This is a genomic window from Sphingomonas sp. SRI_018, from assembly GCF_057586275.1.
The window spans coordinates 1,579,491-1,591,812 of record NZ_JBYCZO010000001.1; the positions used below are offsets into that span (position 1 = coordinate 1,579,491).

The 12,322-nt window shown below is 68.2% G+C and carries 12 protein-coding genes; 5 read left to right on the top strand and 7 right to left on the bottom strand.

Annotation, left to right across the window (positions count from 1 at the left end):
- The first annotated feature begins 73 nt into the window (after positions 1-73).
- Positions 74-388, top strand: a complete 315-nt coding sequence (locus AC2YHA_RS07355; RefSeq protein WP_233786206.1) for a UrcA family protein — start codon at positions 74-76, stop codon at positions 386-388.
- Positions 389-485: 97 nt separating this feature from the next.
- Here the strand turns inward: AC2YHA_RS07355 and AC2YHA_RS07360 are convergent, their stop codons facing one another.
- Both AC2YHA_RS07360 and gcvA read right to left on the bottom strand, forming a co-directional pair.
- Positions 486-917, bottom strand: coding sequence for a DUF6841 family protein (locus AC2YHA_RS07360; protein ID WP_487400968.1), 432 nt, complete (start codon positions 915-917; stop codon positions 486-488).
- A 59-nt stretch (positions 918-976) separates the two neighbouring features.
- Positions 977-1,903 carry a transcriptional regulator GcvA gene (gene gcvA / locus AC2YHA_RS07365; protein ID WP_487400969.1) on the bottom strand — a complete coding sequence of 309 codons (927 nt, stop codon included), beginning with the start codon at positions 1,901-1,903 and terminating at the stop codon, positions 977-979.
- A gap of 105 nt (positions 1,904-2,008) precedes the next feature.
- Between gcvA and AC2YHA_RS07370 the strand changes: the two genes are divergently transcribed.
- Positions 2,009-2,173 (top strand): hypothetical protein, encoded by a 165-nt coding sequence (locus tag AC2YHA_RS07370; RefSeq protein WP_487400970.1) that lies wholly within the window; start codon positions 2,009-2,011, stop codon positions 2,171-2,173.
- A gap of 82 nt (positions 2,174-2,255) precedes the next feature.
- Positions 2,256-3,089, top strand: a complete 834-nt coding sequence (locus AC2YHA_RS07375) for an alpha/beta hydrolase family protein (protein WP_487400971.1) — start codon at positions 2,256-2,258, stop codon at positions 3,087-3,089.
- Positions 3,090-3,096: 7 nt separating this feature from the next.
- Here the strand turns inward: AC2YHA_RS07375 and AC2YHA_RS07380 are convergent, their stop codons facing one another.
- The 4 genes from AC2YHA_RS07380 to AC2YHA_RS07395 are packed head-to-tail and all read right to left on the bottom strand — an operon-like array spanning position 3,097 to position 7,803.
- Positions 3,097-4,638, bottom strand: a complete 1,542-nt coding sequence (locus AC2YHA_RS07380) for a DHA2 family efflux MFS transporter permease subunit (RefSeq protein ID WP_487400972.1) — start codon at positions 4,636-4,638, stop codon at positions 3,097-3,099.
- Complete coding sequence (locus tag AC2YHA_RS07385) at positions 4,635-5,888, bottom strand: EmrA/EmrK family multidrug efflux transporter periplasmic adaptor subunit (protein ID WP_487400973.1); 1,254 nt, start codon at positions 5,886-5,888, stop codon at positions 4,635-4,637. Before AC2YHA_RS07385 ends, AC2YHA_RS07380 begins: the two co-directional genes overlap by 4 nt.
- A complete protein-coding gene (locus AC2YHA_RS07390; protein WP_487400974.1) occupies positions 5,885-7,318 on the bottom strand; it encodes an efflux transporter outer membrane subunit in 1,434 nt (477 codons plus the stop codon). The genes AC2YHA_RS07385 and AC2YHA_RS07390 overlap by 4 nt, the downstream gene beginning before the upstream one ends.
- Complete coding sequence (locus AC2YHA_RS07395; protein WP_487400975.1) at positions 7,315-7,803, bottom strand: MarR family winged helix-turn-helix transcriptional regulator; 489 nt, start codon at positions 7,801-7,803, stop codon at positions 7,315-7,317. Before AC2YHA_RS07395 ends, AC2YHA_RS07390 begins: the two co-directional genes overlap by 4 nt.
- Positions 7,804-7,996: 193 nt before the next feature.
- Here AC2YHA_RS07395 and AC2YHA_RS07400 point away from each other — a divergent pair, with 193 nt between their 5' ends.
- Positions 7,997-8,521 carry a gamma carbonic anhydrase family protein gene (locus tag AC2YHA_RS07400; protein ID WP_233786190.1) on the top strand — a complete coding sequence of 175 codons (525 nt, stop codon included), beginning with the start codon at positions 7,997-7,999 and terminating at the stop codon, positions 8,519-8,521.
- Between the two features lie 111 nt (positions 8,522-8,632).
- Here the strand turns inward: AC2YHA_RS07400 and AC2YHA_RS07405 are convergent, their stop codons facing one another.
- Positions 8,633-11,218 carry a M1 family metallopeptidase gene (locus AC2YHA_RS07405; RefSeq protein WP_487400976.1) on the bottom strand — a complete coding sequence of 862 codons (2,586 nt, stop codon included), beginning with the start codon at positions 11,216-11,218 and terminating at the stop codon, positions 8,633-8,635.
- A 139-nt stretch (positions 11,219-11,357) separates the two neighbouring features.
- Here AC2YHA_RS07405 and AC2YHA_RS07410 point away from each other — a divergent pair, with 139 nt between their 5' ends.
- Complete coding sequence (locus AC2YHA_RS07410; RefSeq protein WP_487400977.1) at positions 11,358-12,311, top strand: NAD(P)H-dependent flavin oxidoreductase; 954 nt, start codon at positions 11,358-11,360, stop codon at positions 12,309-12,311.
- Positions 12,312-12,322 lie beyond the last annotated feature (11 nt).

Here is a 12,322-nt window from a genome sequence, read left to right on the forward strand (position 1 = left end):
TGTTGGTTCTCGCGGCGGCGATGGGGCACATGCTGGGGCGCAGTCCAGCCACTGCTCAGCAAAGGAAACCGCCATGTTCAGACTGATCCTGCCGGCGATGCTCGTGCTCGCCAGCTCCCCCTTCCCCGCTGTCGCGCAAGGTGCGCAGCGCGATGCCCATGTCGCCTATCGCGATCTCGATCTCGCCACACCCGCCGGCGTTACCGAGCTCGACCGTCGGATCAAACGGGCGATCAAGGCGATGTGCCCAGCCGACGATAGCGCCGAGCTGGCGCGCAAGGCGATCGTCAAACGCTGCCATCGAGTCCTTACGGCTGCCGTCGCCGGCCAGCGCGCCCAGGCGATCGCGAGCGCGGCGCGCTCGGGACCGGTTGTAGCGGCACGTTGATCGGGATGCTCGCCAGGGCGAGAGCGCCGGCGCGCTCTCGCCCATCAAAATTGCAAGCTGTGCTGATATCTTCCAGCGTGAGGCCCGCCATCCGGCGTCAGGTGATGCCGTGCTTCCTCAGAAGCGCCTGTTCATCGCCCGACACCCAGCCGAAAACCTTTGGCTCGCCGTCCAGCTTCTGGACGAAATAGTGAACATCGAAATCGATCGCGACGTCCGGCCGGTCCTCGCGAGCATAGGTGGCGGTCCAGGCGACATGGGCGACGCAGTGATGGCCGTCCATCGGAGAGACGCGGACATTGCGTATCCGCATATCCTTCGTCCCGATCGCCCGATAGCGCGCATAGCCTTGCGCCATGACCTCCTTGAGCCGGTCGTCATTCTTTCCGGCCATCACTCCGGCGGGCGAGGCCGCTACGAACTCCCGCGCATAGAGTGCCGCAACCGCATCCATGTCGATGTCGCCGCCGAGGGCCCGATTGAACGCGCTCTCGTATCGCGCGAAGAGCTTCCTTACGCTCGCTTCCATCCTCTGCTCCCCCACGTGCCGCCATGCCGTGGTTCGGCAATTACGATCGGGGCCATGCTTTAGATGCGTGCCACCACCGTCGTCGGCGGGTTCGCATTGGCGAGTTCGCGGATCAACCATTCGCGGAAACGCTTGATCTTGGGCACGCTGCGACGATGCTCCGGGAAAACCAGCCAATAGGCATAACCCCGCGTCGAAACCTGGTCGAACAATCGCACCAGCCGCCCCTCGGCAAGGTCATGCCGCCAGAAGAAGGGTGTCAGCATCGCTACCCCCTGCCCCGCCATTGCGGCATGACCTTCGTGCGCCTGGGAATCGAGGCGGACGCCGGGGCGCGGCAGACTGTCCGGCACTTCCACCCCGGCTTCACGTAGCCAATAGGGCCACCAGGGATCGTGCGGGCTGATCAGCGGGAGCCGCAACAGGTCGCGCGCCTCGATCCGGCCGCCGTGCTTGGCAAGGAAATCAGGATTGCACATCGGCGTGAAGTCGATCGGCAGCAGCTTCTCCTCGTGCAGTCCTTCCCAGCCGCCGCGGCCGGCGCGGATCGCGACATCGGTCTCGTCGGCGGCAAAATCGACCAGCGCATCGCTGGTGAGCAGCCGCACCGCCATGTCGGGATGCGCCATCTGGAAGCCGCCGAGCCGCCACGCCAGCCAGGTGTTGGCGAAAGTATTGGACGTGGAGATCGTCAGCAGCGCCTCGTCCTCGGCACGGATACCAGCGAAGGCGGCGTCGAGCGCGTCGAAGGCGCGCGTCACCTGCGGGATCGCGCGGCGGCCGGCGTCCGTCAGCACGACCCGTTTCTTCTCGCGCCGGAACAGCGGTACGCCGAGCCGCTCCTCGAGCAGCTTGATCTGATAGCTGACCGCGGCCTGAGTCATGCCCAACTCATTGGCAGCACTTGTGAAATTCTCATGCCGTGCCGCAGCCTCGAATACGCGAACGGCAGAGAGCGGCGGAAGCTGGCGCATGAAGCGCATCATAAGCGGTACTTATCATCTCTGTCCAATGATTTGTTGGCATTTTGTTCCCAGCCGGCGCAATTGGATCATGCAACGTCACCCCCTCGAAGACATGGAGTACGGATCATGCGCGACGATTTCCTGACCTCCGGCTGGGCCGACCATCGCGGCGGCCTGATCGATGGGCTCCACAAGTTGCTCGTGCTGACGCGGCAGAGCTTCGACCGGCTCAACGCCTACCAGTTCGACGCTCCCTGGCGCCGCGAGCAGAGCAGGCACCGGCCGGCGTAACAATCTTGAACGGGTCCCTCGCAGGCGGCGGGGATGGGGTGCGGTTCCGTAGCCCCGTCCCCGCCGCTATCACGTCCGGACCATGACCTATCTCACCTGGCCGGACCTCACCGGCCGCCCCCGCCCGGAACCCGATGCGACCGTCGCCTATGGGGCGGACCGGATGCAGAAGATCGACGTGTGGCTGCCGCAGGGCCGCGGCCCCTTCCCGACCGTGCTGATGGTGCACGGCGGCTGCTGGACCACCGCGATCGCCGATCGCAAGCTGATGAACTGGATCGCCGGAGACCTCCGCGACCATGGCATGGCGGTGTGGAATATCGACTACCGCGGCGTCGACCGCGACGGCGGAGGCTATCCCGGCACTTTCCTGGATGCGGCTGCAGCCGCGGACCGGCTTCGCCTCGATGCAGCCGGCTTCGATCTCGACACGCGGCGCATCGTCGCCGTCGGCCATTCGGCAGGCGGCCATCTCGCCCTATGGCTGGCGGCGCGGCCGAAGCTGCCGGCGAGCAGTCCGCTGGCAGCGCCCGACCCGATCCGCATCGATCATGTGATCGCGCTCGGCGCGCTTCCCGACCTCGAACTCACCGCTGCTCGACCCGATAACGGCTGCGGTGTCGAGGTGATCGGCGAACTGGTCGGGGCTCCGACGGCCGAGCGGCCGGACGTCTATGCCGACACCTCGATCCCGCGCCTGCTGCCGATCGGTGTCCCGCAAGACCTGGTCAACGGCAACCAGGACCGGATCGTCCCCTTCGACTTCGCCACCCGCTATCTCGACAACGCCCGCCGCGCCGGCGATCAGGTGTCGCTGAACGCCGTCGACCGCACCGGCCACGTCGAGCTGATCGCTCCCGAAAGCCGTGCATGGGCGCTGGCGCGAGGGCTGATCGAGGCGGCGCTCCGGCGCTGAGCCTCGATCAATCCGCCGCCACCGTATGCTGGCTCGGCGCCGGCTTACGGGTGATCCAGATCACGCCGATCATCGCCAGCGTCAGCCAGCCGCAGATCCAGAACAGCTCGAGCGACGAGAGCAGGTAGGATTGGTTGACGATCTGCCGCATCACCGATCCCGCCGCCTGAAGCGGGCTCATGCCGGTCGCCTGGAGTTGCTCCACCGTCTGGCGGTAGACCGGCGAATAATCGTTGCCGACCTCGGTCAGCCGCGTTTGGTGCAGCGCCTCGCGCCGGTCCCAATAGGTGGTGGTGAGCGATGCTGCGAAGCTGCCCGCCGTGATGCGCGCGAAGTTCGAGATACCGCTCGCCGACGGCACCCGCTCCGGCGGCAGGCCATCGAGCGAGATGGTGACAAGCGGCACGAAGAACATGCTCATCGCCAGCCCCTGCAGCAGCAGCGGCATCGTCAGCGTCCAGAAGCTCGCGTCGGGGGTGTATTGCGAGCGCATGAAATAGGAGATGCCGAACGCCAGGAAGGCGCCCGTCGCCAGCCAGCGTGCGTCCACCCTCAGCCGCGCGATGAAAGGCGTCGCGATCACCGCGACGATGCCGCTCGGCGCGGCGACGAAGCCCGCCCAGGTCGCGGTGTAGCCCATCTGCGTCTGCAGCCACAGCGGCAGCAGCAGGTTGTTGGCGAAGAACAGCGCATAGCCGAGGCAGAGTGCCAGCGTGCCGAAGGCGAAGTTGCGCCGCCGGAACAGGCTGAGGTCGACCGCCGGGGCGCGGTCGGTCGCCTCCCAGATCGCCCAGGCGACGAAGCCGATCGCGGCGAAGACGGTGAGCACCACGATCAGCTGGTTATGGAACCAGTCGCGATCCTTGCCGAGGTCGAGCATCGTCTGGAGGCTGAACACCCAGAAGGCGAGCAGCAGCAGCCCGACCGTGTCGATCGGCAGCTTGCGGGTCGGCGTCTCGCGGGTCGAAAGCGAGCGCCAGGTGATGCCCGCGGCGATGATCCCGACGGGGACGTTGATCAGGAAGATCCAGCCCCAGTGGTAGTTGTCCGATATGTAGCCGCCGAGCACCGGCCCCAACACCGGCGCGACCAGCGTGGTCATCGACCAGATCGCCAGCGCGGTGCCGCGCTTGTGATGCGGGAAGATCGCGATGAGCAGCGCCTGGCTGCCCGGGATCATTGGCCCGGAGACGGCACCCTGCAGGACGCGGAAGGCGATCAGCGACGACAGGCTCCAGGCGATGCCGCACAGAAGCGAGGCGATGGTGAACAGGATCACCGAGACGGTGAAGGTCCTGACCACCCCGAAACGCTGCATCAGCCAGCCGGTCAGCGGCACCGTCACGCCGTTCGCCACGGCGAAGGAGGTGATCACCCAGGTACCGTTGTCGGTCGAGACGCCGAGATTGCCGGCGATCGTCGGGAGCGACACGTTGGCGATGGTCGAATCGAGCACCTGCATGAAGGTGCCCAGCGCCAGCGCAATCGAGGTCACCCCCAGCGCCGCGCCGCGGAGCGGCGGCGGCTCTGCGCGCGCCGCGTCGCTCACCGTCCGCGTCCCAGATTCTCGGCGATGATGCGGCGGATGCGCGCCTCGACCTCGGGACCGCCGTCGAGGCTCTGCTGCACGCCGCCAGCGGGCGGGGCGGCGCCGGCGACCAGCGGGCCGGAGCGGTTGCTGGTATCGACCTCGGCATTGACCGACAGGCCGACACGGAGCGGATGCTGGCGCAGTTCCTTCGGATCGAGCGCGATGCGCACCGGCACGCGCTGGACGATCTTGATCCAGTTGCCCGAGGCGTTCTGCGGCGGCAGCAGCGAGAAGGCGTTGCCGCTGCCCGCGCCGAGGCCGAGCACCTTGCCGTGGAAAGTCACGTCCTTGCCATAGACATCGGCGTGGATGACGGCCGGCTGACCGACACGCAGGTGCTGGAGCTGCGTCTCGCGGAAGTTGGCGTCGACCCACAGGCTGTCGAGCGGCACCACCGCCATCAACGGCGTGCCGGCCGCGACCTTCTGGCCGAGCTGGACGGTACGCTGGGCGATCACGCCGGAGACCGGCGCCGTGATCCGCATATGGCTGCTGTTGATCGCCGCCTGGCGCAGGTCGGCGATCGCCGCGAGCACCTGCGGGTTGTTGGCGAGCGTCGTGCCGGCGACCGTGCTCGCCGCCTGCGCCTGCTTGGCGCGGGCGAGGTTGAGCGCGGCACGCGCGGTGGTGACCGCGTCGGCGGCGTGGCTCAGCTCCTCGCCCGAGACCGCGCCGTCGGCGGCGGCGCCCCTGCGGCGGGCATAGTCGTTGAGCGCCTTGGAGAGATCGGCCTGGGCCTGGGCGATCTCCGCCCCCGCCTCGTCGACCTGCGCGGTGTTCGAGCGCACCGCGCGCACCGCCCGGCCGAGCGCGGCCTCGGCGGCGGCGAGCTGGACGTCGGTGGTGGCGGGATCGAGGTCGATCAGCGGCTGGCCCTGCGTCACCGCCTGGGTGTTGTCGGCGTGGAGCGCGAGCACGGTGCCGCCGTCGCGCGCCGTCACCGCGACGATGTTGCCGCCGACATAGGCGTCGTCGGTTTCCTCGCTCGGCGGCGCGGTGAGCTCCATGACGCCGTAGATGATCGCGCCGATCAGGATCACCGCGCCCAGGATCAGGAACCCGATCCGGCGCGCGCGCGACTTGGCCTGCGGGGCCGGCGGTGCGGGAGGCGCTGACTGCGGCATGACGTCCTCGATTTCTTCGCGGGGGTCGATCGGCTCGGCGGTCTCGGCCCGGTTCTTCCAGTCGACGGGGCTGTTGTCGGTCATGAGTGCTTGTCCGAAGCAGGGGCCGCGGCGAGCGGCCGGTTGGGATCGAAGCCGCCGCCCAGGGCGGCGATCAGCTGGATGCGGCGGGTGAGCGCGTCGGCCTGGAGCCCGACCAGCGCCTGCTCCGCCTCAAGCAGGCGGAAGCCCGATTCGATCGCGTCGAGCCGCGAGCCGAGGCCGGTGGAGACGCGCACCTGATCGAGCCGCGCGGTCTCGCGCAGGCCCGTCAGGACACGGCGCTGGTCGGCGAGATCCTGGTCGGCCGACCGCACCTGCGTCACCGCATCGGCCGCCTCGCGCACCGCCCCGACGACCGCGCCGTTGTAGCTGGCGACGGCCGTGTCGAGATCGGCGGTGGCGCCGCGATACTGCGCCTTGAGCTTGCCGCCCTCGAAGATCGGCAGGTGGATCGCCGGCCCGGCGCCATAGGTGCGCGAGCCGAAGTCGACCGCGTTGCCGAGCCCGAGCGCGGCGATGCCGGCGAGCGCGGTGATGCTGATGTTGGGCAGGAAGTCGGTCCGCGCCACCTGCCGCCCCGCCGCCGCCGCGTCGATTCGCGCTTGGCCGGCGAGCAGGTCAGGCCGGCGGCCGAGCAGGTCGGCGGGGAGGACATCCGGCACCGTCGGGGGCGTATCGAGCGCGAGCGTCGGCGTGGTTATCTGGGGGTAGAAGTCCGCCCCTCGCCCGACCAGCGCCGCGAGCGCGTGAACCAGCAGCTCGCGCTGCGCCTGCGCCCGGGTGCGGGCCTGCTCGGCCTCGGCGAGCAGCGTCTCGGCCTGCCTGAGCTCGAACTGGCTGGCGAGCTGGTTCCGGATGCGCGACTGGACGTAGCGCAGCGCCTGCTGGCGCGTCGTCACGAAGCCGTCGGCGACCTGGATCAGCCGCTCCGCCCGCGCCAACCCGACATAAGTCTCCGCGATCGAGGTGGCGATCGTAAGGCGAGCCGCAGCCGCGTCGAGCCGCGCGGCATCGGCGCTGGCGCGGGCCTGGGCGACCATCGCGCGCTGGCGTCCGAACAGATCGAGGTTCCAGTTGAGATTGGCCTGGACCGTCGAGACCCAGCGGGTGCTGCCGCCGTAGGGCGGGGGGATGATGTAGTTCTCCGAAAAGCGCTGGAGCTGGGTCTGGCCGTCGACGGTGACCTGCGGCAGCTCGTCCGCCCGCCGCACCGACACCGCCGCCTCGGCCGCGCGGACGCGGGCGAGCGCGCTCTCCAGCGTCGGGCTGCCGGACAGGCCCATCCCGACCAGCCGGTCGAGCTGCGGATCGCCAAACGCGGTCCACCACTCCGAATCGATCGCCGCCGTGCCGCTGTCGAGGCCGAGCGTGCCCGCCTCGACCTTCGCCACCTGCGGCGGATCGTGCGGCACGCTCGCGCATCCCGCGAGCAGCAGCGCCGTCAGCGCCGCAATTCCGATCGCGCGCGTCATTCCACCGTCTCCCTGACCTGCGCCAGACTGCCGCTGACCCGCTCGGCCGCGGTCACCAGCTTGAGCAGCAGCTCGACGAGCGTATCGACCTCTTCCTGGGTGAAGTCGGTGAGCACTTCGTTCCATGCCGGCACGACCAGCTCGTGGAGCTTCTCCACGATGTCCCGGCCTTCGGGCGTGATTGCCAGCCGCACGACGCGACGGTCGTCGGTGCCGCGATCGCGCGTCAACAGGCCGCGCACCTCCAGCGCATCGATCATGCGCGTCGTCGCGCCCGTGGTGATGCCGAGCTCGCGCGCCAACTCGCCGGCGTTACCGACCGCGCCGTCGCGCACGACCTTGAGCGCGACCCACTGCAGGAAACTGACGCCGTGAGCTTCGTCGAACTTCGATCCGACATAGCTCGCCATGATCTTGTCGATCCGGCGGATCATCCGCCCCGGCGCCCGATTGGTCGCGCAGTCTTCGATTTTGAGAACGGCCATTTATCTCACCGTGCATTATCTGCGCAGGCAGATATATCCGAGGCAGGTTTCGTCAAGGCTCATTTTGCGATGCAGCATGCAGAATTATTGCAAGGCGTGATTCTTCAATGACTTGGTTCACGAAAAAATTTTTACCTGCCGAGACGGCGCAGTTAGAGGAGCCCGTCCGAGGCTATCAAACAGGGGAGTCGCTATGCCGCTCTACGAATTCGACGGTCAGCAGCCACAACTCGCCGCCGGAGCCTGGGTTGCGCCGAGCGCCGACCTGATCGGCGACGTCCGGCTTGGCGAGCAGGCGAGCGTATGGTTCGGCGCGGCGATCCGGGGCGACAACACGCCGATCCTGATTGGCGCGCGCAGCAATGTGCAGGAGGGCGCAGTGCTCCACTCCGATCCCGGCGCGCCGCTCACCATCGGCGAGGATGTGACGGTCGGGCACAAGGCGGTGCTGCACGGCTGCACCATCGGCGCGCGCGCGCTGATCGGCATGGGTGCGATCGTCCTCAACCGCGCGGTGATCGGCGAGGATTGCATCGTCGGCGCCGGCGCGCTGGTGACCGAGGGGAAGGAATTCCCCGCCGGCCACCTCATCATCGGCTCCCCTGCCCGTGCCGTCCGCCCTCTGGACGACACGGCGAAGGCGGTGCTGCTCGCCTCGGCGCGCATCTATGTTCAGAAGGCCGGCGAATATGCCGCCGGCCTGCGGCGGGTTGGGTAACCGGCACCTCCTTGAACCGTCATCCCGGCGAAGGTCGGGATCTCAGGCCGTATCGGACTCTCGCAGGAGATCCCGGCTTTCGCCGGGATGACATGGAGGAAGGGACGCCGCTCAGCCCCCAACCCACGCCGTCACCGCCGGCCGCAGGCGGTCGGCGTAGGCCGCACGGTTCCTGATCGACGTCACCGTCCGCTTCGCCGGCCCGCGCGACGCTTCGGGCAGGTTCTTCGCCGCCCAGGCCTCCACCTTGGCGATCGTCGCCGGGTCGTTGGAACCGCTGGCGAGGCTGACGATGAAGGACGAGCGCGTGCTGGTCTCCAGCAAACCGTTCACCAGGTCCGTATTCGCCGCGGCGAAATCGAACGCGAGCTCGGGGTGGTTGTCGGCGATCGCGGACAGCAGATCGGCACGCTGCGGAGCCGTGAACTCGGTCGCCTTGACCAGATCGAGCGCGCGCCGCGCCAGCGCCTCGTCACGGACCAGCCCCAGCAGACCGATATAGCCGTTGCGCACGACCGGCGAGGTCTCTGCCCGGGTCATCGCCAGCAGCGTCTCCCATTCGGCCGGCGTCGCGTTCTGCGCATAGGTGCGCAGGATCGGGCGGCGGATCGCCGGCGGGATCGCGTCCGGGTTGGCCTTGAGCTTGGCGACGTAGCTGCGCGCCGCCGCCAGCACGTGGGGATCGCCGATATTGCCGAGCGCCCCGACCAGAGCCTCGCGCAGGTTGGTGACGAGCGGGCTGTCGCCGGCACGTGGCTCGAGCCCGAAGCGCTTCAGGGCGGGGCTCAGCACGTCGAGCGCCTTGGCATGATAGCGCTGCTCGAGCGGCGTGCCGTCATAGAGGTCGCCGACGCGGCCGAGCTGCCCGACCACCATCGTCCACACCAGCGGATCGGCGTCGGGCTTCACCGCGCCCAGCGTCTCGAACCAGCGGGCGAGGTCCTGGTCGCCCGACATGCCGAGCGCGAGGTCGTCGCCGAGCGTGCCGACCTGGTCGCCAACCGCAAGGCTGGCGAAATCGCGGACGATTGCCGCATGGCTCGCTGCGTCGTAGCGGGTGCGGTAATAGCCGCGCTTGCCCGGGTTCACGACCAGCGTGCCGCAGCCTTGCGCGCTCGCCGACTGCGCCGACGGGCCCTGCACCGTCGTGCTCGTCGCCGCGCCTCCGGCCACCGCGAACGTGACCGGCACGCGCCAGGTCGTCGCCGCCTTCGACGCTTCATCGAGCCCGAAGCGGGTCTGGCTGAAGCTGACGTTGGTTCGGCCACCTGCGCAGCTCGCCGAGTTGACCGTCACCAGCGGCACGCCGCCCTGGAGCGTGAAGTCGTGCATCATCGGCGCGATGTCACGGCCGGCCGCCGCCGACACTTCGGCCCACAGCTGGTCGGTCACCGTGTTCGAATATTTGTACTTGGCCATGTAGCGGCGCACGCCCTCGCGGAAGGCATCGGCGCCGACCACGGATTCGAGCATGTTGATGACTTCCTGGCCCTTTTGATATGTGATCGCGTCGAAGGCCTCGCCGATCTGGTCGACGGTCTCGACCTTGCGGATGATCGGGTGCGTCGTCGCCACCGCGTCGAGCCGCATCGCGGCCTCGCGGTCGCTGCCGACCGCCGCGGCGGCGAGGTTCCACTGCGGATTGAGGTCGCCGGTCGCCTTGCCCTCCATCCACGAGGCGAAGCCCTCGTTCAGCCACAGGTCGTCCCACCAGCGCATGGTGACGAGGTCGCCGAACCATTGGTGCGCCATCTCGTGCGCCACCACCGTGTAGATGCGCTGCTGGCTGCTGACGCTCGCGCGCTTGGCGTCGAACAGCAGCTCGGGCTCGAAGTAGAAGATCGCGCCCCAATTCTCCATCGCGCCGAAGAACTGGCTGCTCCCCGGCCCCGCGATCATGTCGAGCTTGGGCAGCGGATAGGGCTGGCCGAAATAGTCGTTGTAATAGGTGAGCAGCTTCTTCGCCGCATCGAGTGCATAGTCGCCCTGGTCGGCCACGCCGCGGCGGGTGATCACGCCAATCTCGGTCTTGCCCGACATCACCGTCTTGCGCTCGACATTGCCCATGCCGAGGTAGAGCAGGTAGCTCGACATCACCGGCGTTTCGGCGAAGCTGTAGAGCTGCTTGCCGCCCTCCTTGGTGATCGAGGCAGCCGGCATGTTCGAGAAGGCGAGCTGTCCGGCCGGCGCCACCGCCGTCAGCTTGAACTTCGCCTTGAACGACGGCTCGTCGAACATCGGCGCGAAGCGGCGGGCATCAGGCGCCTCGAACTGCGTCGCCAGCATCCGCTGCTTGGTGCCGTCGTCGTCGGTGTAGTCGATCGCGAACAGGCCGGCGGCGGAGGTGTTGATCTTGCCGCTCCAGGTGAAGCTCAGCTTGTGGCGGCCGACGGTTGCGGGCTTCGGTAGCGTTACGGTCAGCGTTTGCGCATTCTCGTCGACCGTCGCCTTCGCCGCGACTCCGTCGAAGCTCGCCTTGGTGACGTCGAGCTCGGCGGCGTTGAGCACGATCGTGTTCGTCGCCTCCTTCACGTCGATGTCGACCGTCTCGGTGCCGGCGAAGGTCATCGCCGGCGCGTTCGGCTCGACGCGGATGTCATAGGCGATCGGCAGGACGGTGCGGGGCAGCTGGCTCGCGGCGAGCGCGGGCGTGGAAACGGTGAAGAGCAGGATGGCAGCAGCGGCGGAAGACTTCATTCGGATGCCTTTCGGGATACACTATAACGCGCCCCTGCGCCGTTTTGCCGTTCCGTGCAATTCCTGTCCGGCCTGTCCGGAATCGGACAGTTTCCGCATGGCTGGACTATGGTTTCGGTTGCGCTATGAAACTGGACCGATGGCCCTGCCCCCGATCTTCGACCGCTTGCGGCTTCCCGTCATCGGCTCGCCGCTGTTCATCGTCTCCGGTCCCGATCTGGTGATCGCCCAGTGCAAGGCGGGGATCGTTGGCTCCTTCCCCGCCCTCAACGCGCGGCCGCAGTCGCTGCTCGACGAATGGCTTCATCGGATCACCGAGGAGCTCGCGGCGTGGAACCGGGACAATCCCGATCGGCCGGCCGCGCCGTTCGCGGTCAATCAGATCGTCCATCGCTCCAACGACCGGCTGGAGGTCGACGTCGCGACCTGCGCCAAATGGCAGGTGCCGATCGTCATCACCTCGCTGGGCGCGCGCGAAGAGCTCAATACCGCAGTCCACAGCTGGGGCGGGATCACGCTCCACGACGTCATCAACGACCAGTTCGCGCACAAGGCGATCGAGAAGGGCGCGGACGGGCTGATCGCGGTGTGCGCCGGCGCCGGCGGCCATGCCGGGCGGCTCAATCCCTTCGCCTTCGTGCAGGAGATCCGCGAATGGTTCGACGGGCCGCTGGTGCTGTCGGGCGCGATCGCCAATGGCGGCGCGATCCTGGCGGCCGAGGCGTGCGGCGCCGACCTCGCCTATATCGGCTCGCCCTTCATCGCCACCGATGAGGCGAACGCGGTCGATGCCTACAAGCAGGCGATCGTCGACGGCCACGCGTCCGACATCGTCTATTCCAACCTGTTCACCGGCGTGCACGGCAACTACCTGCGCGGCTCGATCGCCGCGGCAGGGCTCGACCCGGACAATCTGCCCGAGGGCGATCTCAAGACGATGAACTTCGGCGGCAACCAGGCCAAGGCCTGGCGCGACATCTGGGGATCGGGCCAGGGAATCGGCGCAGTCCACGAGATCGAGCCGGTGGCGGCGCGCGTCGACCGTCTCGAAGCGGAATATCGCGCCGCCAAGGCACGGATCGCCGCGCTCTAACCTCCCTCCCC

What these genes read in the sequence shown, in the direction of transcription:
- AC2YHA_RS07355 (WP_233786206.1), top strand. Translation starts at nt 74, where the DNA reads ATGTTCAGACTGATCCTGCCGGCGATGCTCGTGCTCGCCAGCTCCCCC.
- AC2YHA_RS07360 (WP_487400968.1), bottom strand. Translation starts at nt 917, where the DNA reads ATGGAAGCGAGCGTAAGGAAGCTCTTCGCGCGATACGAGAGCGCGTTC.
- gcvA (WP_487400969.1), bottom strand. Translation starts at nt 1,903, where the DNA reads ATGATGCGCTTCATGCGCCAGCTTCCGCCGCTCTCTGCCGTTCGCGTA.
- AC2YHA_RS07370 (WP_487400970.1), top strand. Translation starts at nt 2,009, where the DNA reads ATGCGCGACGATTTCCTGACCTCCGGCTGGGCCGACCATCGCGGCGGC.
- AC2YHA_RS07375 (WP_487400971.1), top strand. Translation starts at nt 2,256, where the DNA reads ATGACCTATCTCACCTGGCCGGACCTCACCGGCCGCCCCCGCCCGGAA.
- AC2YHA_RS07385 (WP_487400973.1), bottom strand. Translation starts at nt 5,888, where the DNA reads ATGACCGACAACAGCCCCGTCGACTGGAAGAACCGGGCCGAGACCGCC.
- AC2YHA_RS07390 (WP_487400974.1), bottom strand. Translation starts at nt 7,318, where the DNA reads ATGACGCGCGCGATCGGAATTGCGGCGCTGACGGCGCTGCTGCTCGCG.
- AC2YHA_RS07395 (WP_487400975.1), bottom strand. Translation starts at nt 7,803, where the DNA reads ATGGCCGTTCTCAAAATCGAAGACTGCGCGACCAATCGGGCGCCGGGG.
- AC2YHA_RS07400 (WP_233786190.1), top strand. Translation starts at nt 7,997, where the DNA reads ATGCCGCTCTACGAATTCGACGGTCAGCAGCCACAACTCGCCGCCGGA.
- AC2YHA_RS07405 (WP_487400976.1), bottom strand. Translation starts at nt 11,218, where the DNA reads ATGAAGTCTTCCGCCGCTGCTGCCATCCTGCTCTTCACCGTTTCCACG.
- AC2YHA_RS07410 (WP_487400977.1), top strand. Translation starts at nt 11,358, where the DNA reads ATGGCCCTGCCCCCGATCTTCGACCGCTTGCGGCTTCCCGTCATCGGC.